Raw genomic sequence first — 24,181 nt, forward strand, 5'->3', positions numbered from 1 at the left:
CGCCTCCGCAGCGCTGCGACCAGCCGCACACACCCGCACGACCCCGCACACACGCCCGGACATGTGTGCGTGGACCGGGAGGTGTGTGCGGACGGGCCTCAGGCGCTCGGCAGGGCCGCGAGCCGGCCCGTCACGCGCTCGATCTCGGCCACCGCGGCCTCGCGGCGGCCGCGGATGCCGTCGACGACGTCGGCCGGCGCCTTCTCCAGGAACTTCGGGTTGCCCAGCTTCTTGTCGGCCTGGTCGAGCTCCTTCTGCGCCGTGGCGAGGTCGCGGCCCAGGCGGGCGCGCTCGGCCGCGACGTCGATGGCGCCGGAGGTGTCGATCTCGACGTGGACCTTCCCGCCCGAGAGCAGGACGTCCAGTGTGGCGGTGGGCGCGAAGCCCTCGCCCGCGTCGTCGAGCCGAGCCAGCGCGCGCAGGGCGGCGCCCGCCCCACCGGGGCCCTGTTCCCCGAGGCCCGCAGCGTCGAGGCCTTCGACCCGGGTGGCGACGCGACGGCTGTCGGGCAGGCCCTGTTCCGTGCGGAACCGGCGGACCTCGGTGATCAGCTTCTGCACGTCGGCCAGCCGGCCGTTGGCGGCCGCGTCGACCGGCGCTCCGGCACCCATCGGCCACGGCGCGACGACCACCGACTCCCGGCCGGTGAGCGCCGTCCACAGCGCCTCGGTGACGAACGGGCTGATCGGGTGCAGCAGCCGCAGCAGGGAGTCCAACACGTGGCCGAGCACCGCGCGGGTGCCGGCGGCCGTCGCCTCGTCGCGCAGCTGGACCTTCGCCAGCTCGAGGTACCAGTCGCACAGCTCGTCCCACGTGAAGTGGTAGAGCCCCTCGGTGGCCTTGGCGAACTGGAAGTCCTCCAGCAGCGCGTCGGTCTGCTCCGAGACCTCGGCGAGGCGGCCGAGGATCCACCGGTCGGCGTCGGTGCGGTCGGCGTCTGCGGGCAGGTCCAGGTCCGGCGAGGCGCCGTTGGCCAGCGCGAGCCGCGTGGCGTTCCACAGCTTCGTGCCGAAGTTGCGGGAACCGGCGACCCACTCCTCCGACAGCGCCATGTCGGCGCCCGGGTTCGCGCCGCGGGCGATCGTGAACCGCACCGCGTCGGCGCCGTAGCTGTCGATCAGCTCCAGCGGGTCCATCGTGTTGCCCTTGGACTTCGACATCTTCTTGCCGAACTGGTCGCGGATCAGCCCGTGCAGGTACACGTGCTCGAACGGCGGCTTGCCGTCCATCGCGTACAGCCCGAACAACATCATCCGGACGACCCAGAAGAACAGGATGTCGTAGCCGGTGACCAGCACGGACGTCGGGTAGTAGCGGCGCAGGTCGGCCGCGTCGGCATCCGGCCAGCCGAGCGTGGAGATCGGCCACAGGCCCGAGGAGAACCAGGTGTCGAGGACGTCCTCGTCCTGGCGCCACCCCTCGCCCGACGGCGGCTCCTCGTCCGGCCCGACGCAGACGACCTCGCCGGCCGGTCCGTACCAGACGGGGATGCGGTGGCCCCACCACAGCTGCCGGCTGATCGTCCAGTCGTGCATGTTGTCGACCCAGTCGAAGTAGCGCTTCTCCTGCTCCTTCGGGTGGATCGTGGTGCGGCCGTCGCGCACGGCGTCGCCCGCGGCCTGCGCCAGCGGCGCGACCTTGACGAACCACTGCAGCGACAGCCGCGGCTCCACCACGGTGTCGCAGCGCGAGCAGTGGCCGACGGCGTGCACGTACGGGCGCTTCTCCGCGACGATCCGGCCCTGCGCGCGCAGCTCCTCGCGCACGGCCTCGCGGGCGGCGAACCGGTCCATCCCGTCGAAGCGGGTGCCGGACCCGGCGATGACCGCGCCCTCGTCCATGATCGAGGGCATCGGCAGGTCGTGACGGCGGCCGATCTCGAAGTCGTTGGGGTCGTGCGCCGGCGTCACCTTCACCGCGCCGGTGCCGAACTCCGGGTCGACGTGCTCGTCGGCAACCACGCGGATCTTCCGGCCGACGATCGGCAGCTCGATCTCGCGCCCGACCAGGTGCGCGTAGCGCTCGTCGTCGGGGTGCACGGCGATGCCGGTGTCGCCGAGCATCGTCTCGACGCGGGTGGTGGCGACGACCACCGAGTCGTCCCCGTCCCCGTAGCGGATGGAGACGAGCTCGCCCTCGTCGTCGTGGTGGTCGACCTCGATGTCCGACAGCGCCGTGCGGCACCGCGGGCACCAGTTGATGATCCGCTCCGCCCGGTAGACGAGCTCGTCGTCGTAGAGCCGCTTGAAGATCGTCTGCACGGCCTTGGACAGGCCCTCGTCCAGGGTGAACCGCTCGCGGCTCCAGTCGACGCCGTCACCGAGGCGGCGCATCTGGCCCAGGATCGCGCCGCCGGACTCGGCCTTCCACTTCCAGACCTCGTCGACGAAGGCCTCGCGCCCGAGGTCGTGGCGGCTGCGGCCCTCGGCGGCGAGCCGGCGCTCCACGACGTTCTGCGTGGCGATGCCCGCGTGGTCCATGCCGGGCAGCCACAGCGCGTCGTATCCCTGCATCCGGCGGCGCCGGGTGAGGATGTCGATCAGCGTGTGGTCCATGGCGTGGCCCAGGTGCAGGCTGCCGGTGACGTTCGGCGGGGGGATGACGATGCAGAACGGCGGGCGGTTCGACTCCGCGTCGGCCTCGAAGTAGCCGCGCTCCACCCACCGCTCGTAGAGCACGCCCTCTACCTCGCCCGGGTTCCACTGGGCGGGCAGGTCGGCAGTGCGCGGTGGGAGGGTGTCGGTCACCCGGGAAAGTCTACGAGCGGCGAGGCGGGGACCTCGGCCGGGTACTCGGCGACGAGTCCGGCGGAACGGGGCCGTTCGGTCTAGGTTCCTGAAGATGTCGGTCATGCGGACGCTCTCCGTCGAGCACATCCTGAAACGCGGTGAGGACGCGAACCTCCGACGGACGCTGCGGGGACGCGACCTCGTCGGCTTCGGCGTCGGGATCATCATCGGCACCGGCATCTTCACCCTCGCGGGGGTGGAGGCGAAGGAACACGCCGGGCCTGCGGTGACCCTGTCGTTCGTGATCGGCGCCGTGGTGGCCGCCCTGGCCGCCCTCTGCTACGCGGAGCTGGCCTCCTCGGTGCCGACCGCCGGCTCCGCCTACACCTACGCCTTCGCCACCCTCGGCGAGATCTTCGCGTGGATCATCGGCTGGGACCTGCTGCTGGAGTTCGGCCTCGGCCTCGCCGTGGTCTCGCGCAGCTGGTCGGGCTACCTCGCGAACCTGTTCGGGCTCCCGGAAGTGCTGTTCGGCGAGGCCGCCCCGGTCAACATCGGAGCCGTCCTGATCATCGCTGTGCTCACCGTGGTCGCGGTGGTCGGGATCCGCGAGTCGTCCCGGCTGACGAACGTACTGGTGGCCGTGAAGCTCGCGGTCTGCGTACTGATCATCGCCGTCGGGCTGTTCTTCATCGACGCCGCGAACCTCGTCCCGTTCGTGCCGCCGTCCGTGCCGGCCGCCGAGGACGCCTCGGTGCTCAACCAGCCGGTCGTGGAGGGTGTGCTCGGCATGCCGGCCACGCTCTTCGGCGTCGGCGGGATGCTCACCGCGGCCGCCATCGTCTTCTTCGCCTACACCGGCTTCGAGGCGCTGGCGAACCTCGGCGAGGAGACCAAGAACCCGCGCCGCGACCTGCCGATCGGGCTGCTCGGCGCGCTCGCCGTGTGCGCGCTGCTCTACATCGCGGTGTCCTTCGTGCTCACCGCGATGGTGCCCTACGACCAGATCGACACCGGCGCCCCGCTGGCCGCGGCGTTCCAGAGCGTGGGCCTGCCCTGGGTCGCCGCCCTGATCTCGCTCGGCGCCGTCACCGGGCTCACATCGGTGATGATGGTCGAGCTGGTGACCATCGGGCGGATCGGCTTCGCCATGGGCCGCGACGGCCTGCTGCCGATCCCGATCGGCACCGTCCACCCGCGCTTCGGCACGCCGCACCGCATGACGATCATCGGCGCCGTCGTCGTCGCGCTGATCGCGGCGACCACGCCGATCTCCGAGCTGGCCGACATGGTCTCGATCGGCGCGCTCAGCGCCATGATCATCGTGGCCATCGCCGTGCCGGTGCTGCGGCGCACGCGCCCCGACCTCGACCGGCCGTTCCGGGTGCCGTTCTCACCCGTCGTGCCGATCCTCGCCGCGGTGGCGTGCTTCTACCTGATGCTGAACCTCGAGCTGATCAGCTGGCTGCGGTTCGCCGTCTGGCTGGTGATCGGCCTGCTGATCTACGTGTTCTACGGCCGGAAGCACTCGCTCCTGGCCCCCCGCACCAACTGAGCGTCAGACGGGCAGCAGCAGCGCGTGCAGCCGGTCGAACCCGAGCACCCGGGCCAGGCGCCGCTCGCGCACCAGCCGCAGGTCGAGGGCGCGGATCTGGGCGCTCGTGGGTTCGTACACGCGCCAGCGGCCGTCGTCGAGCACACCGAGCGCCAGGACGTAGTGGCGCGGTACCAGCGAACCGACCAGCAGCGGCACCGGCCGCCCCGCGGCGAGCGCCGACCCGGCTGCAGCGAGGGCAGCGGCGAGGTCTGCGGCCGACGCGTCGTCCACCGGGCGCACGCGGTACGGGCCCGCACCCGGCGCGTACCGGCGCAGCCACCCGACCATCCCCCACGGGCTCGTACCCAGCGCTTGCGGCCAGAACCGGGCGGACTGGCGGTGCACCTGCCGCTGGCGGGCGTCGTAGCGCGCGCCGAAGCCCGTGACGACTCCCGCCCGCGCGCCCGCCGCGGCCCCGCCTGCTCCCGCGGCCGCCCGCGCCGGCTGTTCCCCGTCCAGACGCACCGTCTCCGCCGGATCCGCCCAGGCCGCGAGCGCAACCAGCACCGCGCTGCCGCACGCGGTGGAATCGACCTGGTCGAGCCGCACACCACCACGCCGCTGCTCGCCGAGACCGTTGCCGAGCAGCGGGCGCCGTCCGCCCGCGAGCGGTCGCACGCGCGCCACCACGGCCGGTTCGGCCCACACCCACCGCAGCGGCGTGCGCCCGGCGAGCGCCCGCACCCGCCGCACCACTCCGAACACGGTCCGCATGCGTCGATACTCCCTCGCGGGAGGGCCTTCACGCCACGGCTTGCAACGAGGTGGACCAGAGCTCACCACCGTCCTGGCCCCGCAGCACCACACGCAACGCGCCGTCCGGCGCGATCTCCACCTCACCGAAGTGCTGGAACCCGTCTGCGGGCGACGTGTTGGGCGTGGGCGGCGCGTGCTCGAACACGGCCGCCGGGCCGAACGTGGCGTCCAGTGGGTTCGGACCGAACGCGCCGGCGTGCAGCGGTCCGGACACGAACTCCCAGAACGGGTCGAACTCGGTGAACCCCGCTCGCTCGGGCGCGTAGTGGTACGCGGCGGAGTAGTGCACATCCGCGGTCAGCCACACCACGTTGCGCACCCGACGCCTGCGCAGCTCCGAGAGCACCCAGGCGAGCTCCGCCTCCCGTCCGCTCGGCGGACCCGCCACACCGTTCGCGACGGCCTCCCACGCGCTCCCGTCGGGCACGTGGACCCCGATCGGCATGTCCGAGGCGACGAACTTCCAGGTGGCCTGCGATGAGGCCAGCGCATCCACCAGCCACCGCGCCTGCCGCGACCCGAGGATGCGCCCCTGCGCCCCGGTGTTCACGCCGTTGGCGTCGCGGTAGGTGCGCATGTCGAGGACGAACAGCTCGGCGTGCGCTCCGTAGGGCAGCCGCCGGAACACGCGGCCGTCGACGGCCCGGCGCGGATCCAGCGGCACCCACTCGCGGTAGGCGCGGAAGGCCCGCTCGGCGAGCACGTCCACGCGCTTCTCCGTGTAGCGGTCGTCGGTGAGCACCTCGCCCGGGTACCAGTTGTTCGTGACCTCGTGGTCGTCCCACTGGTTGACCTGCGGCACCTGCGCCGCGAACGCACGCACGTTCTCGTCGAGAAGGTTGTAGGCGTACTGCCCGCGGAACTCGGCGAGCGTCTCGGCCACCTTGAGTTTCTCGGGGGTCACGACGTTGCGCCACGTGCGCCCGTCGGGCAGGGCCACGCTCTCGGTGAGTGGGCCGTCGGCGTAGACGGTGTCGCCGCTGTGCAGGAAGAAGTCCGGATCACGATCGGCCATCGAGCGGAAGATCCGCATCCCGCCGAGATCCGGGTTGATCCCCCAGCCCTGTCCGACGACGTCGCCGGACCAGACGAACCGCACGCCCTCGCTCCGGGCGGGCGGCGTGCGGAACGAACCCGTCACCGGCTCGCCGGCGACGCGCCCGTCGAGGTCCTCGGCGGTGACGCGGTAGTGCACGGTGCGGCCGTCGCCGAGCACACGCACCGCGCCGGTGAAGTCGGTGTCCGGCGTGAGGACGGGGCCGACGACGCGGCGCACGTGCTCGAACCCCGGCTCGTCGGAGACCTCGACGACCATCCGCGACGGCCGGTCGGCCCGGGTCCAGACCAGTCCCGAGCCGCGGATCACGTCGCCCGACTGCACACCGTGGGTCAGCACGGGCCGTTCGGTGCGCACGAGGCCGGGCGCCGCGCGCACCGGCGTCACGCTGCCGACGGCCGCCGCGAGGCCGCCGAGTGCGGCGGCGCGGAGGAACGAACGGCGGTCGGCGTAGGGAAAGCGCATGCGCCCTGGTCTAGCCCATCCGGGTGAACGGGCGCCGGTACGCGGGTGAACAGTCACTCCGCGACACCCTGATCGACGAGATCGAGTCACACCGCCGGTCAAGCGCCGACCACGGCCGGTCCTCGACGTCAGCGGGGCCTGGACCCGCCGCTACAGTCGCTCCCATGGTCGAGATCACGCCCGAGGTCCGCGCGTTCCTCACCCACGGCACCCGCACCGGCAAGGTGGGCTACCTCGCCGCCGACGGACGGCCCTTGGTCGCCCCGGTCTGGTTCGTGCTCTCCGGCGACGAGCTGCTGTTCAACACCGGCGCGGGCACCGCCAAGGGACGCGCGATCGCCCGGGACCCGCGGCTGGTGCTCTGCGTCGACCTGGAGGACCGCCGTTCGCGTTCGTCCAGATCCAGGGCACGGCCACGATCTCGACCGATCCCGACGAGCTCCTGGAGACTGCCACCGCGATCGGCGGTCGCTACATGGGCGCCGACCGGGCGGAGGAGTTCGGGAAGCGCAACGGCGTTCCCGGCGAGCTCGTCGTCCGCCTGCAGCCGACCCGCATCATCGCCGAGCTCGACATGACCGGCTGACCGACGCACCACCGCGCCCTGAGTGCACGCGTGTCGCGCTCCGCCCCCCGCGAGTCGAGCCGCCAACCCGAGTCGCGCCAACCCCGCGAGTCGCGCCACCAACCACGCGAGTCGGGGCCCTAGCCACGCGAGTCGGGGCCCTAGCCACGCGAGTCGGGGCCCTAGCCACGCGAGTCGGGGCCCTAGCCACGCGAGTCGGGGCCCTAGCCACGCGAGTCGGGGATCAGCTTGATCGTTCTCACCCGCACTTGAACTCGCCGCGGGCCGCGCTGATGTACGGCTCGCAACGATCAACAGGCGAAGATCGCCGCGAGAAGTACATCAGGGTCGCCCAGACCGCCGTGGTGTGCGTATCGAATCGATCATCGCCGTTCGGGTGTCTGATCCGCACGTCCGTTACGAGGCCGCCCAACCGTACGTACACCTCGAACCAGAACGTTCATGTCCTCGCCAGCACGGGCCCCGTCCGCCTCGCGACCCACATGCTGAGCCGCGACTCATGCGCTTTCAGGCACCGACTCACGGCCCCACGTCACACCGCGACTCGGGGGCGCACCGAAGCCCGAGTCGCAGAGACTCAGGAGCGCGAATCGCACGCACCCTTACGCCGACTGGCGGAGGTCAGGGCCCGACTCGCGGGGGTCAGAGCCCGACTCGCGGGTGTCACGGCGCAACTCGCGGGGGGTAGGGCGCGACTCGCGGGACTCAGAGCCCGACTCGCGGGGGGTAGGGCGCGACTCGCGGGACTCAGGGCGCGACTCGCGGGGCTCAGGGCCCCGACTCGCGGGAGTCCAGGGCGCGGCTCGCGTTCCTGGCACCTCGGCTCGCGGAGGTCGTCCCGGGTGGGGGTCAGGCTCGGCGGCTCTGGTCGTTGGCGGGGGTGCCGCGTTCGGCGTCGCTCCGCCAGCCGTCGGCCAGCGCACTGATCTTCTGGGCGTAGTCGCGCGCCGCGACCGCCGGGTCCTCGGCGCGTCCCGCGGCCACGCCGACCAGGAACGCGGTGACCGGGGCGCCGGGGCGGGACACACCGTGTGCCACGTCGGAGGTCAGGTCCAGCACCATGTCGACGCTGCTGGCGGTGTCCAGCGCGCCCTCCAGACCCAACTCGCGCACCACGGCGGTGACCCACTCGGACAGGGCGCTCGCATCACTGCTCTCAGCCACGTCGCGACCCTAACCGCGCGCCCGTCCATCCGCTCGGCGGCATCGGCGCCTCACCCACCGAACAGAGCGGGGATCCGCTCGACCAGCTTGTACAGCCCGTACAGGAACGGCACGACCACCCAGACCCAGGCCAGCCACGCGACGGCGGGCGGCCCGGACCGGGTACCCGTGGTCTCCGCGTTCGCGTTCATGCCTTCGCCCCCGTCCTGCCCGCGACCACGTCGGCCGGTTCGTGGTAGCGCTCGTTCACCGGCCGGATCAGCTCGTTGCAGACGAAGCCCACGACGAGCAAACCGATCATGATCGAGAACGCCAAGGTGTACACCGCGGGGCCTTCCTGCCCGGCCGCCTCCTGCGCGTCGGCGATCCCGTTCACGATCACCGGGCCGAGCACCCCTGCCGTGGACCACGCGGTGAGCAGGCGGCCGTGGATGGCGCCGACCTGGTAGGTGCCGAACAGGTCGCGCAGGTACGCCGGCACCGTCGCGAAGCCCGCCCCGTAGAACGAGATGATCAGCATCGAGGCGATCACGAAGACCGCCTGGTTGGTGTCGCCCAGGAGGGTGATGAGCAGGTACAGCAGCGCCCCGACGCCGAGGTACATGCGGTAGATGTTCTTGCGGCCGATCAGGTCAGAGGTCGAGGACCAGACGAAGCGGCCGAGCATGTTCGCGAGCGACAGGATCGCGACGAAGCCGGCCGCGGCAGCCGCGATCTGCGTGCCCGCGTCCGGGAAGTAGTCCTGGAAGATCGGCGACGCCCGCTCGAGGATGCCGATTCCCGCGGTGACGTTGAACGTCAGCACGACCCACAGCAGCCAGAACTGGGGCGTCCGGATCGCGTTGTTCGCCGACACGTTCGCCGTGGTGATCAGCGAGCCCGTCTTCGCCTCGGCCGGGTGCCAGCCCGCGGGCCGCCAGTCGTCAGCGGGCACCCGCACGAGCAGCCAGCCCACCGACATGAACACCGCGTACACGACCCCGTGGACGAGGAAGGCCATCGCGATGCCGCCGGCCTGCGCGTCGTCGCCGGTGGCGCCGAACCCGCTGAGCATCGACGCCGACCACGGCGACGCGATCAGCGCTCCGCCGCCGAAGCCCATGATCGCCAGGCCGGTGGCCATGCCCGGGCGGTCCGGGAACCACTTGATCAGCGTGGACACCGGTGAGATGTAGCCGATCCCCAGGCCGATCCCGCCGATCACCCCGTACCCGAGGACGACCAGCCAGTACTGGTTCAGCCACACGCCGAGCGCCGACACCAGGAAGCCGGTGGAGAAGCAGACCGTGGCGATGAACATCGCCCAGCGGGGGCCGTTGCGGTCGACGGCGGTGCCGAACACCGCCGCGGAGACCCCGAGCATCACGATGCCCAGCGTGAACGGCAGCGCGGTCAGCGTGCCCGCCGCAGCGTTGCCCTCCAACATGGTGGCCGCGAGCGGGTTCTTGAAGACGCTCCAGGCGTACGCCTGACCGATCGCGAGGTGGATCGAGAGTGCCGCCGGCGGCACGAGCCACCTGCTCCATCCCGGCGGCGCGACGATCCGCTCGCGTTGCAGGAACCCGGCGGTCATGGCAGCTCCCTAGTGGCGTCACAAGACACGTCCGCGTGAACCTAGATCGCGATACGTGCACGTGCAACTGCTGTTCGGGCAGGTGGACCGCCGGCGAGCCGGGCACCGCGACCGGCGGGCCCATCCGCCGCCGAACGGTCGACGAACGGCGCACCAACTGTGCGGCCGGGTGCGGTACCCACAGCACGACGCCGGCCCGCAGTAGCGGACCGGCGTCGTGGTGGTGCCGTGTGGTGTGTGGCTCGGTGCCCGAGCCCGCCCGTTCAGGCGGAGCGCTCGCGGCGCTCCCGACGGGGCGGAGTGCGCGGCACGATGGTGGGGTTGACGTTGCTGCGCACCGTCTGCCCGGTAACGACCACCTTCGCCACGTCGTCGCGGCTCGGGATGTCGTACATGACGGGCAGCAGGACCTCTTCCATGATCGCCCGCAGGCCACGGGCGCCGGTGCCGCGCAGGATGGCTTGGTCGGCCACGGCCTCGAGCGCGTCCTCGGTGAACTCCAGCTCCACGCCATCCATCTCGAACAGCTTGCGGTACTGCTTCACCAGGGCGTTGCGCGGCTCGGTGAGGATCTTGACCAGGGCGTCCTTGTCCAGCGAGGTGACCGAGGCGGTGATCGGCAGGCGACCGATGAACTCGGGGATCAGGCCGAACTTGATGAGGTCCTCGGGCAAGGTGTCCCCGAAGCTCTCGGACGTGTCGAGGTCGCGCTTCGAGCGGATCTCGGCGCCGAACCCCAGCCCGCGCTTGCCCACCCGGTCGCCGATGATCTTCTCGAGGCCGGCGAACGCGCCCGCCACGATGAAGAGGACGTTGGTGGTGTCGATCTGGATGAACTCCTGGTGGGGGTGCTTGCGCCCGCCCTGCGGCGGCACGCTCGCGGTGGTGCCCTCCAGGATCTTCAGCAGCGCCTGCTGCACGCCCTCGCCGGAGACGTCGCGCGTGATCGACGGGTTCTCCGACTTGCGCGCGATCTTGTCGACCTCGTCGATGTAGATGATGCCGGTCTCGGCGCGCTTGACGTCGTAGTCTGCGGCCTGGATCAGCTTCAGCAGGATGTTCTCGACGTCCTCGCCCACGTACCCGGCCTCGGTGAGTGCCGTGGCATCGGCGATCGCGAACGGCACGTTCAGCAGCTTGGCCAGCGTCTGCGCGAGGTAGGTCTTGCCACAGCCGGTGGGGCCGAGCATGAGGATGTTGGACTTGGCGATCTCGATGCCGTCGCCGTTGTCGCCGCCGGTGCGGCGCTCGCCCGCCTGGATGCGCTTGTAGTGGTTGTAGACCGCCACCGACAGCGTGCGCTTGGTCTGCGACTGACCGACGACGTACTGGTCGAGGAAGTCGTGGATCTCGGCGGGCTTGGGCAACTCGTCGAGCTTGACCTCACCGGCCTCGGCCAGCTCTTCCTCGATGATCTCGTTGCAGAGATCGATGCACTCGTCGCAGATGTAGACGCCAGGGCCGGCGATCAGTTTCTTGACCTGCTTCTGGCTCTTCCCGCAGAACGAGCACTTGAGCAGATCACCGCCGTCGCCGATGCGTGCCATGAGTGCAGACCCCAAATCCTCTTCTGCGCTGCCCCGGCGGGTCCGGGAGGCGCGCTCTCTGGACGGTACCCGTCCGACGCGAACTCCGGGGAGCTTCGCGCACCGGAGATTCGGCAACGGGTCGGCGGACGGTCGGTGCCGGGACCGTCACGGCCCCGGCAGCCGACCACGCCTGGAGAAAATTGTCAGACAGCGGAGAGCTTGCGGCTCTGGATGATCTCGTCGACCATCCCGTACTCCTTGGCCTCCTCGGCCGTGAGGATCCGGTCCCGCTCGATGTCCTCGTGGACCTGCTCCGGCGTACGACCGCTGTGCTTCGCGAGGGTGGACTCCAGGAGCTTGCGCATCCGGGAGATCTCGGCCGCCTGGATCTCCAGGTCCGACACCTGCCCGTAGAAGCCTTCGGTGGCGGGCTGGTGGATCAGGATGCGCGCGTTCTGCACGGCGAGCCGCCGACCCGGCGTGCCCGCGGCCAGCAGCACCGCCGCCGCCGACGCGGCCTGCCCGAGGCAGACCGTCTGGATGTCGGGGCGGATGAACTGCATGGTGTCGTAAATGGCCATCAGCGACGTGAACGAGCCGCCGGGCGAGTTGATGTACATGCTGATCTCGCGGTCCGGGTCGGCCGACTCCAGGCACAGCAGCTGCGCCATGACGTCGTTGGCCGACGCGTCGTCGATCTGCACGCCGAGGAAGATGATGCGTTCCTCGAAGAGCTTGTTGTACGGGTTGGACTCCTTGACCCCGTAGCTCGTGCGCTCGACGAAGGACGGCAGCACGTAGCGGGACTGGGCCGGCTCTGAGGCCCGTCCACCCGGCATGTCGAAGCTTCTCACTTGCCGCTCCCGTTCTGGCTCCCCGCGTCCGGCAGCTGGCCGGCCCGCGCGATCACGTGGTCGACGAAGCCGTACTCCAGCGCCTCCTGCGCGGAGAACCAGCGGTCCCGGTCGAAGTCGGTCATGATCCGCTCGACCGTCTGGCCGGTGTGCTCGGCGATGAGCTCCGCCATCTCGCGCTTGTGGCGCCGGAACAGCTCCGCCTGGATGGTGATGTCCGACTCGGTGCCGCCCACACCCGCGGACGGCTGGTGCATCAGGATCTGGCAGTGCGGCAGCGCGTAGCGCTTGCCGGGTGTGCCCGCCGAGAGCAGGAACTGCCCCATCGACGCCGCCATGCCCATGCCGTAGGTGGCCACGTCGCAGGGGATGAACTGCATCGTGTCGAAGATGGCCATGCCGTCGGGCACCGAGCCACCGGGCGAGTTGATGTACAGCGCGATGTCCGCCTCGGCGTCCTCCGCCGACAGCAGCAGCATCTGCGCCGCGATCCGGTTGGAGATCTCGGAATCCACCTGCTGGCCGAGCACGATGATCCGCTGCTGCAACAGCCGCTCGTACACCGAGTCGGACAGCGTCATCCCCGTGGGCGCACTGCCACGTCGCATCTCCGCTCCGCCACGGTCCGCGGTACGCGGGCCGGTGTCTTGTGGCCTCACTTCACCCTGCCTTCTGCTGGTTCGGCTCGCGTGTCCATCGAATTCGACCCTACGCGGGCGGGCCGACAAACCGCCCCGTACGGCCTGGTTGTTCGCTGTGGGCGTGGCGCCGCCCGTGACCGGCGTCAGGAGCCGGCGGACGTCTTCTCCTGCGACCCCTGACCCGACTCCTCCGCGGCGTCCTCCGCCGGCTGCTCGACGGCCTCGGCCTCGGGGGCCTCGACCTCGGTCGACTCGGCGTCGGTGGCCTCGACCTCGGCCACCTCGGGCTCGTCGTCACCGAGCAGGTCGGACATGTCGACCTCGGTGCCCGACTCGTCGGTGACGGTGGCCGCGCGCACCGCCGAGATGAGCGCCTTGCTGCGGCGCACGTCGGCGTAGACGGCGCCGAGCTGGCCCGCCTGCTGGATGCGCTGGACGAACTCCTGGGGGTCCATCTGGTACTGCTGCGCCTGGTAGACGATGCGCTCGGTGAGCTCCTGGTCGTCCACGCTGGTCTGCTCGCGGTCGGCCAGCGCGTCGAGCACGAGGCGGGTGCGCACGGACTTCTCCGCGGTCTCCCGGGTCTCGGTGTCGAACTCCTCGCGCGTGCGGCCCTGCGACTGCAGGACCTCGGCGAAGCGCTCCTCGTCGTGGTCGAAGCCGTGCACCGCGTCGTGGAGGGCGGAATCGACCTCGGCCTGCACGACGCTCTCCGGCAGCGGCACCTCGGTGGCCTCGACGAGGGCGTCGAGCACCTTGTCACGCGCCTGGGTGACCTGCTCCATGCGGCGGACGCGTCCGAGGCGCTCGCGCAGGTCGGCGGTGAGCTCCTCGAGCGTGTCGAACTCGCTGGCGAGCTGGGCGAACTCGTCGTCGGCGTCGGGGAGCTGACGCTCCTTGACCGCCGTGACCTTCACGGTGACCTCGGCGTCGCGGTCGGCGAACTCGCCGGCGACCAGCGTGGAGGTGAAGGTGGCCTCCTCGTCCGCGGACAGCCCCTCGACGGCCTCGTCGATGCCGTCGATCAGCCCGCCCTGGCCCACCTGGTAGGAGAACCCGGTGGTGGAGGCCTCCTCGACGGGCTTGCCGTCGACTGCGGCCGAGAGGTCGATGAGGACGAAATCGTCCTTGGCGGCGGGGCGGTCGACGCCGGTGAGGGTGCCGAAGCGGGCCCGGAGGTTCTCCAGCTGCTCGTCGACGTCGGCGTCGGTGACCTCGACGTCGTCGACGGAGACCGCGAGCGAGCCGAGGTCGGGCAGCTCGATCTCCGGGCGCACATCGACCTCGGCCTTGAAGGCCAGCTTGTCGCCGTCGGCGATCTCGGTGACCTCGATGTCGGGGCGACCGATGGGGGTGAGGTCCTCCGCGGCGGTGACGGCCTCGGTGTACTTGGTGGGCACCGCGCCGTTGACGACCTCCTCGAGCACCACTCCACGGCCGAGGCGCGCCTCGATGATGCGGGCCGGGACCTTGCCCGGGCGGAACCCGGGGACGCGGACCTGCTGGGCGATCTTCTTGTAGGCCCGGTCGAAGTCCGGCTTCAGCTCGTCGAAGGGCACCTCGACGTTGATCCGGACTCGCGTCGGGCTCAGCCGCTCGACGGTGCTCTTCACGGTGGGATGACTCCTCATTGGTACTGGACGTGCGTTCGTACTCTGGGTGCGGCGCGGGCCGCGGCGAGGTGGGCCCGCAGGCCCGCCCGGCCGCGTTGCCGTGGGCTTCCGGCCGGTCGTCCTCGCGAGTCTACGGGTCCGGCCGGTCCCGGCCCGGGCGGGCCGCTGCGCGCGGCGGGGCGGACACGACGTCGGAGAACGTCACCTCGACCGGCACGGGGCCGAGCACGCCGCGCACGACGGCGCCCAGCTCCTCGGCCAGGCGCGGCAACGGGATGCCCAGCCGCACGACGACGGCGAGCTCGACGGGCTCCTCACCGACCCCGAGGCGCACGCCGAGCAACCGGCGCCGTCCCGGCCGGTAGGAGGCCACCGTGCCGAACGGGCCGCCGTCGAGCCGGGCCACCGCCGGATGCGCCAGCACGGCGGCGGCGACCTCCGCGGCCTGGTCCGGGGCCTGGTCCGGGGCGTCGGGCACCGACGCAGGTTATCGCCCGGCCGGACCCGGCGTGGTCACCGCCGGGCGAGGCGCCCCGGCTACCGTGTCGGGGGGTCGGTCGGGTGGGGTGCGGTGAGAGTGCGGTGACGGCGAGCCGGAGGATGCGGCGGGAGGCGGTGGACGCCGCTCCGCGCGCCGCCGAGCTCGACGAGACCACGCTCGTGGTGCGGGCCCAGGAGGGTGACGTCCGGGCGTTCGAGGCGCTCGCCCGGCGCCACCAGGCCGCGCTGTACCGGCTCGCCGTGCGGGTGATGGGCGATCCCGGCGAGGCCGAGGACGCGCTGCAGGAGGCGCTGCTCGACGCGTGGCGGCGGATCGGCGGGTTCCGCGGCGACTCCGCCTTCTCCACGTGGATGTACCGCGTGGTGACGAACCGCTGCCTCGGCATGCTGCGGCGGCGCAGGCCACTGCCCGTCGAGCGCGTCGAGGAGGCCGTCGACGAGGCCGTGGCCCGCGACTCCCCCGAGCGCTCGGCCGAGGTCGACGCGGGGATGGCGGCCCTGGGCCGGGCCGTGCAGGGTCTGCGCGACGAGCTGCGCGTCTGCTGGGTCCTGCGGGAGCTGGAGGGCCTCGGGTACGTCGAGATCGCGCAGATCACGGGCGCGAGCGAGGATGCGGTACGCGGGCGGATCCACCGTGCGCGCCTGCAGCTGGCGGAGGTGATGCGACCGTGGCGGTGAACCCCGAGGCGACCCCCGACGAGCCCGTCGCCCCGCTCGCCTGCGGCCGGGACGCGGCGCGGCTGTGGGACCGGGCGGCGCGAGGCACCTCCCTCGACGAGCACGAGCGGGGCTGCCCGCACTGCAGGGCGGCCTACGCCGACGCGCGCGGCCTCGACGCGGTGGTGCACCGGATGGCCGCGCAGGAGATCGAGCCGCCCGACACCGTGCTGGACCGGGTGATGGGCGCCCTGTTCACCGAGCTGCGCCCGCAGGAGGTGCTGAGGCTGCCCTCGCCGCACGGGCCCGCGCAGCTGAGCACGCCCGCGGCAGCCGCGGTGCTGCGCCGCGTCGTCGACGGGATGGGCGGCCTGCGGGCCCGCAGCTGCCGCATCACGCAGGACGGCGACGGTCAGGGCGACGGCGGCGACGCGCTGGACGTGCGCATCACGGTCGCCGCCCGGTTCGGCGTCGACCTGGCGTCGGTCACCGCGCGGGTGCGGCAGATGGTGGTCGCGGCGGGCGAGCAGGCGCTCGGGCTGCCGGTCCGCACGGTGGACATCCACGTGGTGGACCTCTTCGAGGACGACGCGCGCGAGGAGCGACCGTGACCGGGCCGGTGCGGATGCACGTGGGCGACGCCGTCGTGGCGCGAGTCGCGGCCCGGCACGCACGCCAGGTGCCCGGCGTGGTGGCGCTGCGTGCCGATCTGGCGCAGGCCCTGCTCGGGGTCGCGGGCGTGGTGCTCGGCCAGGACCGTTCCTGGCTGCCCGCCGACGGCGTCACGGCCGCGGTGCACGGCGACTCGGCCGAGGTGCGGGTGACGATCGTGAGCCGCCTCGGCCACAACTGCCGCGACCTCGCCCGTGCCGTGCAGCGGGAGGTGGCCACGGGGGTGCGCGACTACACCGGCCTCGACGCGCTGGTGACCGTCACGATCGCGGACGTGCTGCTGGACTAGCCGGACGCCCTCGTGAGCACGCAATCCCCGCAGAGCCCGCCGCCCGGCACGCGGTAGTAGAGGCAGCAACTGCGCCTGCGGAAGGTCCAGAAGCGGTCGGGCTCGCGGGGCGCCAGCAGCTCCCCGGAGCCGGCCAGCGCCCCCGAGGCGAGCAGCGCCTGCGCAACCTCGGCGGCCCGAGCGGCCGCGGCGGGGCGCGCCGCGGTGACGAGCCGCTTCGCGGCCGCGATCGTCGACGCCGCATTGCCCCACAGCAGCCGCTCGGACACCGCGACCTGGGCACGCACCGCCGCCACCAGCGGCACGAGCAGCTCGTCCAGCAACGGGCCGAGCGCGGGGGCGGACCTGGTCGTACCGCTGCGCAGCGCCCATCCCCCGTCCGGGGTGCGCCGCCAGTGCAGGTCGTCGGGAGTCAGGGCCGGCACGACCCCGTGCAGGACGGCGGCCGCGTACGGCGCGGAGACGAGCTGCGCCGCGAGGCCCTGGAACGCGAGCGAGGCGGCCACCCGGTTGTCGCTGCGCAGCGACCGGCGCACGTGGGCGATGCGGTCCTGCAGCGGCTGCGGGTCGGTGTGCAGGTCGGCCACCGGGCGCTCGCCCTCCTCGGCGGGCCCGGTGCCTATCGTGAAGTACGGCCCGAGGCCGGCGACGTCGGCGAGCACCGCGAGCACATCCACGTCCCCAGTGTGACGGGGTCGGGCGCCTGGTCACGGCACGCGCACGGACGCTCACGGCGCGGTACGGTGGCGGCAGCCGCAGCGGGACGAACCGGCACATGGGCGAAACCGGCCCGACACAATACCCGCCGAACGGTCGATGTCGCGCGTCGAAGGCCGGTAGCCGTGGTCACGTCGGCCCTCACTGGCGAATCGCCACCCCGACGTGCAACATTGTCCCCTCGCGAAACCGCACCCGCTGCCGCGTGCGCTCGCAATCGTGCGCAAGAACCGGCCGACGCCCCACCACGGTGTCCGGTCGTCGTGCCGGCGTCCGCGGCCACCACGTCCGGACGCACGGTGCTGCCGTCGTACCCGAAGCCCGCACCAGAACCGGCGGAGCCGAGGGGCCGGCCCGATACTCCTTTCCCAGCGCGACCGTCCGTAACCACCACGATCGCTCTTCCACCCCGCACATCCGGTGGAGGCGACCATATATGGAGGCACTCTTGGCTGCGATCCCAGCGGGTACCTCGGCAGGTCTGTACAACCCGGAGTTCGAGCACGACGCATGCGGTGTCGCCTTCGTTGCCGACCTCGCAGGCCGCCGCGGCCACGGCATCGTCCGCAAGGCGCTCACCGCGCTGCTGCGCATGGAGCACCGCGGGGCCCGGGGCGCGGAGGCCAACACCGGCGACGGCGCGGGAATCCTGATCCAGCTGCCCGACGAGTTCTTCCGGGCGGTCGTGGAGTTCCCGCTGCCCGCCGAGGGTGCCTACGCGGCCGGTACGGCGTTCCTGCCGGCCGATTCCGGTGCTGCCGACGCCGCGGTCGCCGACATCGAGCGGCTCGCCGCCGAGGAGGGCCTGCGGGTGCTGGGGTGGCGCGAGCTGCCCGTCGACCCGGAGAAGGCCGATCTGGGCCCCACGGCGCTGGCCGCCATGCCGGGCTTCCGCCAGCTGTTCGTCGCCGGTGCCGAGGACGAGACGGGCCTCGCCCTGGAGCGCCGCACGTTCTGCCTGCGCAAGCGCGCCGAGCACGCGACGAGCGCCTACTTCCCGAGCCTGTCGCCACGCACCATCGTCTACAAGGGGATGCTGGCCGAGCCGCAGGTCGAGGCGTTCTACCCGGACCTGTCCGACGAGCGCGTGACGAGCGCGCTGGCCGTCGTGCACTCCCGGTTCTCCACGAACACGTTCCCGGCGTGGCCGCTGGCGCACCCCTACCGGTACGTGGCGCACAACGGTGAGATCAACACCCTGCGCGGCAACCGCAACTGGATGGCCGCGCGCGAGGCCCTGCTGGCCTCCGACGTCATCCCCGGCGACCTGGCCCGGCTCTCCCCCATCGTCACGCCCGACGCCAGCGACTCCGCCACGTTCGACGAGGTCCTCGAGCTCCTGCACCTGGGTGGGCGCAGCCTGCCGCACTCGGTGCTGATGATGATCCCGGAGGCCTGGGAGAACCACGACGAGATGGACCCGGCGCGCCGGGCCTTCTACGAGTTCCACTCCACGTTGATGGAGCCGTGGGACGGCCCCGCGCTCGTCTGCTTCACCGACGGCACCCAGATCGGCGCCGTCCTCGACCGCAACGGCCTGCGCCCCGCGCGCTACTGGATCACCGAGGACGGCACCGTCGTGCTGGCCTCGGAGGTCGGGGTTCTCGACGTCGAGCCCTCCGCCGTGATCCGCAAGGGCAGGCTCGAGCCGGGCCGCATGTTCCTCGTGGACACCGAGGCGGGCCGGGTCATCGACGACGCCGAGGTCAAGGGCGCGTTGGCGGCCGAGCACCCCTACGCCGACTGGCTGCACGCCGGCCTGATCCGGCTCGAGGACCTGGCGCCGCGCGAGCGCGAGGTTCCCAGTCACGCCGCGCTCAACCTGCGCCTGCAGTCGTTCGGCTACAGCGAGGAGGAGCTGAACCTCCTGCTCAAGCCGATGGCGAGCTCCGGCGCGGAGCCGATCGGCTCCATGGGCAACGACGCGCCGCTCGCACCGTTCTCGGAGCGGCCGCGGCAGCTGTTCGACTACTTCACCCAGCTGTTCGCCCAGGTCACCAACCCGCCCCTGGACGCGATCCGCGAGGAGCTGGTCACCTCGCTCGGCTCGATGCTCGGGCCCGAGCAGAACCTGCTGGGCGCGAGCCCGGCCACCTGCCGCACGATCTCGGTGCCGTTCCCGGTGCTCGGCAACGACGACCTCGCCCGGATCGCGCACATCAACGACGACGGGGAGTTCCCCGGCTTCGTGTCGGTCACGGCGATGGGAGTGTTCCGGGTCGCCGAGGGCGGGGCCGGGCTGGCGCGGCGGCTGCAGGAGATCTGCAAGGAGGTGTCGGAGGCCATCGAGGACGGCGCGCGGCTGATCGTGCTGTCCAACCGGGGCGTCACCAAGGACCTCGCCCCGATCCCCTCACTGCTGCTCACCGGGGCGGTCCACCAGCACCTGGTGCGCGAGCGCACCCGCACCCGGGTGGGCCTCATCGTCGAGTCCGGTGACGCCCGCGAGGTGCACCACATCGCGCTGCTGATCGGCTTCGGCGCCGCGGCCGTCAACCCGTACCTGGCCATGGCCACCGTCGAGGACCTCGCCCTGCGCGGCGACATCCCCGGCGTGGACCCGGCCAAGGCCGCGAAGAACCTGGTCAAGGCGCTGGGCAAGGGCGTGCGCAAGACCATGTCGAAGATGGGCGTATCGACGGTGGCGTCCTACACCGGTGCGCAGATCTTCGAGTCGATCGGGCTCGGCCGCGAGGTCATCGACACCTGCTTCACCGGCACCACCTCGCGGCTGGGCGGCGTCGGCTTCGACGTGCTGGCCGAGGAGGTGCTGCGCTCGCACCGCCGCGCGTTCCCGCCGGACCAGGTGCGCGCCAACCACCGGTCGCTGCCGGTCGGCGGCGAGTACCAGTGGCGCCGCGAGGGTGAGCTGCACCTGTTCAACCCGCAGACCGTGTTCAAGCTGCAGCACTCCACCCGCCAGGGCCGCTACGAGGTCTTCAAGGAGTACACCCGCGCCGTCGACGAGCAGGCGGGGCGGCTCATGACGCTGCGCGGCCTGTTCCGGTTCAAGGACGGGGCCCGCCCACCGGTGCCGATCGACGAGGTCGAGCCGGTCGAGGAGATCGTCAAGCGGTTCGGCACCGGGGCCATCTCCTACGGCTCCATCTCCCAGGAGATGCACGAGACCCTCGCGATCGCGATGAACCGGCTCGGCGGCCGTTCCAACACCGGCGAGGGCGGGGAGGACCCGGGCCGCTTCAGCCCGGACAAGAACGGCGACTCCCGCCGCAGCGCGGTCAAGCAGGTGGCGTCCGGCCGGTTCGGCGTCACCAGTGAGTACCTGGTCAACGCCGACGACCTGCAGATCAAGATCGCGCAGGGCGCCAAGCCGGGCGAGGGCGGGCAGCTGCCGGGCAGCAAGGTCTACCCGTGGATCGCGAAGACCCGCTACTCCACGCCCGGCGTCGGGCTGATCTCCCCGCCGCCGCACCACGACATCTACTCGATCGAGGACATCAAGCAGCTCATCCACGACCTGAAGAACGCCAACCCGGCCGCGCGCGTGCACGTCAAGCTCGTGAGCCAGGTCGGCGTCGGCACGGTCGCGGCGGGCGTGGCGAAGGCCCACTCCGACGTCGTGCTCATCTCCGGGCACGACGGCGGCACCGGCGCCTCGCCGCTGAGCTCCATCAAGCACGCCGGCGGCCCGTGGGAGCTCGGCCTGGCCGAGACGCAGCAGACGCTGCTGGCCAACGGCCTGCGCGACCGGATCGTCGTGCAGACCGACGGGCAGCTCAAGACCGGCCGTGACGTCGTCATCGCCGCCCTGCTCGGGGCCGAGGAGTTCGGCTTCGCGACGGCGCCGCTGGTGGTGTCGGGCTGCATCATGATGCGCGTCTGCCACCTCGACACCTGCCCGGTCGGCGTCGCCACCCAGAACCCGGAGCTGCGCAAGCGGTTCGACGGACGCCCGGAGTACGTCGTCAACTTCATGCGCTTCATCGCGCAGGAGGTGCGCGAGCACCTGGCACAGCTGGGCTTCCGGTCCATCGAGGAGGCCGTCGGGCACGCGGAGGTGCTCGACACCGACGACGCCGTGCGGCACTGGAAGACCGAGGGGCTCGACCTCTCCCCCGTCTTCCACATGCCGGAGCTGCCACCCGGCGCCGCCCGCCACCGGATCAAGGCGCAGGACCACGGCCTGGACAAGGCCCTGGACAACACCCTGATCGAGCTGTCGGAGGGCGCGCTCAAGTTCGGCGACAAGGTGCACCTGGAACTCCCGGTGCGCAACGTCAACCGGACCGTGGGCACGATGCTCGGCTACGAGCTCACGAAGCAGTGGGGCGGGGAGGGCCTGCCCGACGACACGATCGACGTCACGCTCAGCGGCTCGGCCGGTCAGAGCTTCGGCGCGTTCGTGCCCGCCGGGATCACGCTGCGCCTGGTCGGCGACACCAACGACTACTTCGGCAAGGGGCTCTCGGGCGGGCGGCTCACGCTGCGCCCGGACCCGGCGGCCCCGTTCGCGGCCGAGGAGAACGTGATCGCGGGCAACGTCATCGGCTACGGCGCCACCTCGGGTGAGATGTTCATCCGCGGCGTCGTCGGCGAGCGGTTCTGCGTGCGCAACTCGGGCGCGCTGGCCGTCGTCGAGGGCGTCGGCGACCACGGCTGCGAGTACATGACGGGCGGCCGTGTGGTGGTGTTGGGCGGCATCGGGCGCAACTTCGCGGCCGGCATGTCCGGCGGCGTCGCCTACCTGCTCGACCTGCCCCGCAGGCGGATCAACCACGAGATGGTCGACATCGACCCGCTCGACGACGAGGACCGCGAGTTCCTGCGCTCCACCGTCGAGCGCCACCACGCCGAGACCGGCTCGGCGGTCGCGCACGACCTGCTCACCGACTGGGACGTGGCCGTCGACCGGTTCGGCAAGGTCATGCCCAAGGACTACAAGCGGGTGCTGCAGGCCCGCGCCGCGGCCGAGCGCGACGGCCGCGACATCGACCAGGCGATCATGGAGGCGGCACATGGCTGACCCCAAGGGCTTCCTGAAGGTCCCCCGCGAGGCACCGACCCGCCGTCCCGTCCCGCTACGGCTCATGGACTGGCGCGAGGTCTACGAGGAGTTCCCGGACACCGACCTCGAACGCCAGGCCAGCCGCTGCATGGACTGCGGCATCCCGTTCTGCCACCAGGGCTGCCCGCTGGGCAACCTGATCCCGGAGTGGAACAACCTGGTCTACCGCCACGACTGGCGGGAGGCGATCGAGCGACTGCACGCCACCAACAACTTCCCGGAGTTCACCGGGACGCTGTGCCCGGCGCCGTGCGAGGCCGCATGCGTGCTCGCGATCAACAGCGACGCCGTGACGATCAAGCAGGTCGAGCTGCAGATCATCGACCACGCCTTCGAGGAGGGCTGGGTCGGTCCGCAGCCCCCGGCCACGAAGACCGGCAAGAAGGTGGCCGTCGTCGGCTCCGGCCCGGCCGGGCTGGCCGCCGCGCAGCAGCTCACCCGCGTCGGGCACGACGTCGTGGTGTACGAGCGCGCCGACCGCATCGGCGGGCTGCTTCGCTACGGCATCCCCGAGTTCAAGATGGAGAAGAAGCGCCTCGACCGGCGGCTGCGCCAGATGCGCGACGAGGGCACGCACTTCCGCGCCTCCGTCGACGTCGGCACGGACGTCACGGCCGACCAGCTGCGCACGGACTTCGACGCCGTGGTGCTCGCCGGCGGGGCCACGGCGTGGCGCGACCTGCCCGCGAAGGGCCGCGAGGTCGAGGGCGTGTACCAGGCGATGGAGTTCCTGCCGTGGGCCAACCACGTGCAGCAGGGCGACATCGACGCCCCGCCGATCACTGCCGAGGGCAAGGACGTGGTGATCATCGGCGGCGGGGACACCGGCGCCGACTGCCTGGGCACCTCGCACCGCCAGGGCGCCCGGTCGGTCACCCAGCTGGAGATCATGCCGACGCCGCCGGAGAAGCGCACCGAGGGCATGCCCTGGCCGACCTACCCGATGGTCTACCGGGTCTCCTCGGCGCACGAGGAGGGCGGCGAGCGGCTGTTCTCGGTGAACACCACCGAGTTCGTCGCCGACGCCGAGGGCAAGCTCACCGCCCTGCGCCTCGTCGAGGTCTCCCGCGGCGCCGACGGCCGGTTCGTGCCCGTGGAGGGCACGGAGAAGGAGATCCCGGCACAGCTCGTGCTCCTGGCCATGGGCTTCGTGGGGCCGGAGAAGGGCAAGCTGCTCGCCGACCTCGACGTGGAGCTGGACCAGCGCGGCAACGTCGCCCGCAACGGCGAGTTCATGACGAGCGTCGAGGGCGTGTTCTCGGCGGGCGACATGGGCCGCGGCCAGAGCCTGATCGTCTGGGCGATCGCCGAGGGCCGAGCGGCGGCCGCGGGTGTGGACGCGTACCTGACCGGCCGGGACGTCCTCCCGAGGCCCATCGCCCCGACGGACCGCCCGCTCACCTGAGGAACGGCGCTCCCGTTCGCCGGCTGTGATCCCGCGGCGGCGCGCGGTGCGAGTCGTACGTCAGGGCCTCCCGACCGCGCCCACGTACGACTCGCACGCCGGCTCGTCGTCATGATCGCCAGGAGTGGTGCCAGAGCCGCAGATCTGCCGCTCTGGAACCATTTTCGCTGATCATGGCCGCCTCTGCGTTCCGCGGAACGACCAGGGCCACGGGGACGAGCAGCGGCAACACCTCGCGGCACCGGGTCGAGGGCACCCCGTTCTCTGTCACTCTCCCGGATTCGCGCCACGCACCCCGTCGACCGGTCGCACCAACGCAGAAGGGGTGCGTCGGCGGGTGGTCGCGGTGA

18 protein-coding genes and 1 pseudogene are annotated in these 24,181 nt (G+C 71.8%); 7 read left to right on the forward strand and 12 right to left on the reverse strand.

Going from position 1 to position 24,181, the window contains the following annotated elements; translation table 11 throughout:
- Window positions 1-98 precede the first annotated feature (98 nt).
- On the reverse strand, window positions 99-2,747 hold the full coding sequence (locus CFP66_RS26000) for a valine--tRNA ligase (RefSeq protein ID WP_233159722.1): 2,649 nt from the start codon (window positions 2,745-2,747) through the stop codon (window positions 99-101).
- 94 nt (window positions 2,748-2,841) lie between these two features.
- Here CFP66_RS26000 and CFP66_RS26005 point away from each other — a divergent pair, with 94 nt between their 5' ends.
- Window positions 2,842-4,284, forward strand: a complete 1,443-nt coding sequence (locus CFP66_RS26005; RefSeq protein WP_094927807.1) for an amino acid permease — start codon at window positions 2,842-2,844, stop codon at window positions 4,282-4,284.
- 3 nt (window positions 4,285-4,287) lie between these two features.
- Here the strand turns inward: CFP66_RS26005 and CFP66_RS26010 are convergent, their stop codons facing one another.
- Window positions 4,288-5,040: a hypothetical protein gene (locus CFP66_RS26010; RefSeq protein ID WP_094927808.1), complete on the reverse strand. Its 753-nt coding sequence runs from the start codon at window positions 5,038-5,040 to the stop codon at window positions 4,288-4,290.
- Between the two features lie 28 nt (window positions 5,041-5,068).
- Complete coding sequence (locus tag CFP66_RS26015; RefSeq protein WP_094927809.1) at window positions 5,069-6,604, reverse strand: alkaline phosphatase; 1,536 nt, start codon at window positions 6,602-6,604, stop codon at window positions 5,069-5,071.
- A 164-nt stretch (window positions 6,605-6,768) separates the two neighbouring features.
- Here CFP66_RS26015 and CFP66_RS50395 point away from each other — a divergent pair.
- Window positions 6,769-6,924, forward strand: a pseudogene (locus CFP66_RS50395) (PPOX class F420-dependent oxidoreductase); the annotation flags it as partial.
- A gap of 1,115 nt (window positions 6,925-8,039) precedes the next feature.
- Here the strand turns inward: CFP66_RS50395 and CFP66_RS26025 are convergent.
- The 8 genes from CFP66_RS26025 to CFP66_RS26055 all read right to left on the reverse strand — a co-directional run bounded on the left by CFP66_RS26025 (window position 8,040) and on the right by CFP66_RS26055 (window position 15,042).
- Window positions 8,040-8,354, reverse strand: a complete 315-nt coding sequence (locus CFP66_RS26025; RefSeq protein ID WP_198961674.1) for a DUF6457 domain-containing protein — start codon at window positions 8,352-8,354, stop codon at window positions 8,040-8,042.
- Window positions 8,355-8,404: 50 nt separating this feature from the next.
- Entirely contained in the window at window positions 8,405-8,545 is a 141-nt protein-coding gene (locus tag CFP66_RS48625; protein WP_198961675.1) for a hypothetical protein, read from the reverse strand.
- Window positions 8,542-9,927 (reverse strand): OFA family MFS transporter, encoded by a 1,386-nt coding sequence (locus tag CFP66_RS26030; RefSeq protein ID WP_094927810.1) that lies wholly within the window; start codon window positions 9,925-9,927, stop codon window positions 8,542-8,544. The genes CFP66_RS48625 and CFP66_RS26030 overlap by 4 nt, the downstream gene beginning before the upstream one ends.
- Before the next feature lie 263 nt (window positions 9,928-10,190).
- The gene (gene clpX / locus CFP66_RS26035; RefSeq protein WP_094927811.1) at window positions 10,191-11,474 is read right to left on the reverse strand and encodes an ATP-dependent Clp protease ATP-binding subunit ClpX; all 1,284 of its coding nucleotides are present in this window, start codon (window positions 11,472-11,474) and stop codon (window positions 10,191-10,193) included.
- A 185-nt stretch (window positions 11,475-11,659) separates the two neighbouring features.
- Window positions 11,660-12,295 (reverse strand): ATP-dependent Clp protease proteolytic subunit, encoded by a 636-nt coding sequence (locus CFP66_RS26040; protein WP_094927949.1) that lies wholly within the window; start codon window positions 12,293-12,295, stop codon window positions 11,660-11,662.
- Window positions 12,296-12,306: 11 nt separating this feature from the next.
- Window positions 12,307-12,918 (reverse strand): ClpP family protease, encoded by a 612-nt coding sequence (locus CFP66_RS26045; protein WP_094927812.1) that lies wholly within the window; start codon window positions 12,916-12,918, stop codon window positions 12,307-12,309.
- A 176-nt stretch (window positions 12,919-13,094) separates the two neighbouring features.
- Window positions 13,095-14,564: a trigger factor gene (gene tig / locus CFP66_RS26050; RefSeq protein WP_094927813.1), complete on the reverse strand. Its 1,470-nt coding sequence runs from the start codon at window positions 14,562-14,564 to the stop codon at window positions 13,095-13,097.
- Window positions 14,565-14,694: 130 nt separating this feature from the next.
- Window positions 14,695-15,042, reverse strand: coding sequence for a hypothetical protein (locus tag CFP66_RS26055; protein WP_094927814.1), 348 nt, complete (start codon window positions 15,040-15,042; stop codon window positions 14,695-14,697).
- Window positions 15,043-15,146: 104 nt separating this feature from the next.
- On the opposite strand from CFP66_RS26055, the gene CFP66_RS26060 reads away from it, so the two are divergent.
- Genes CFP66_RS26060 through CFP66_RS26070 form a run of 3 tightly spaced genes read left to right on the forward strand, consistent with a single transcriptional unit; the run spans window position 15,147 to window position 16,683 of the window.
- Complete coding sequence (locus CFP66_RS26060; RefSeq protein WP_369805159.1) at window positions 15,147-15,743, forward strand: RNA polymerase sigma factor; 597 nt, start codon at window positions 15,147-15,149, stop codon at window positions 15,741-15,743.
- Window positions 15,734-16,333 carry an Asp23/Gls24 family envelope stress response protein gene (locus tag CFP66_RS26065; protein ID WP_233159723.1) on the forward strand — a complete coding sequence of 200 codons (600 nt, stop codon included), beginning with the start codon at window positions 15,734-15,736 and terminating at the stop codon, window positions 16,331-16,333. Before CFP66_RS26060 ends, CFP66_RS26065 begins: the two co-directional genes overlap by 10 nt.
- Window positions 16,330-16,683 (forward strand): Asp23/Gls24 family envelope stress response protein, encoded by a 354-nt coding sequence (locus CFP66_RS26070; protein WP_233159725.1) that lies wholly within the window; start codon window positions 16,330-16,332, stop codon window positions 16,681-16,683. Before CFP66_RS26065 ends, CFP66_RS26070 begins: the two co-directional genes overlap by 4 nt.
- Here the strand turns inward: CFP66_RS26070 and CFP66_RS26075 are convergent.
- Window positions 16,680-17,360 (reverse strand): (2Fe-2S)-binding protein, encoded by a 681-nt coding sequence (locus CFP66_RS26075; RefSeq protein WP_198961676.1) that lies wholly within the window; start codon window positions 17,358-17,360, stop codon window positions 16,680-16,682. The genes CFP66_RS26070 and CFP66_RS26075 overlap by 4 nt on opposite strands.
- Window positions 17,361-17,848: 488 nt before the next feature.
- Here CFP66_RS26075 and gltB point away from each other — a divergent pair, with 488 nt between their 5' ends.
- Both gltB and CFP66_RS26085 read left to right on the forward strand, forming a co-directional pair.
- Window positions 17,849-22,384: a glutamate synthase large subunit gene (gene gltB / locus CFP66_RS26080; RefSeq protein ID WP_233159726.1), complete on the forward strand. Its 4,536-nt coding sequence runs from the start codon at window positions 17,849-17,851 to the stop codon at window positions 22,382-22,384.
- Window positions 22,377-23,831, forward strand: coding sequence for a glutamate synthase subunit beta (locus tag CFP66_RS26085; protein ID WP_094927817.1), 1,455 nt, complete (start codon window positions 22,377-22,379; stop codon window positions 23,829-23,831). Before gltB ends, CFP66_RS26085 begins: the two co-directional genes overlap by 8 nt.
- Window positions 23,832-24,181 lie beyond the last annotated feature (350 nt).

The sequence above is a fragment of the Pseudonocardia sp. MH-G8 genome (genome assembly GCF_002262885.1).
Lineage (GTDB): Bacteria > Actinomycetota > Actinomycetes > Mycobacteriales > Pseudonocardiaceae > Pseudonocardia.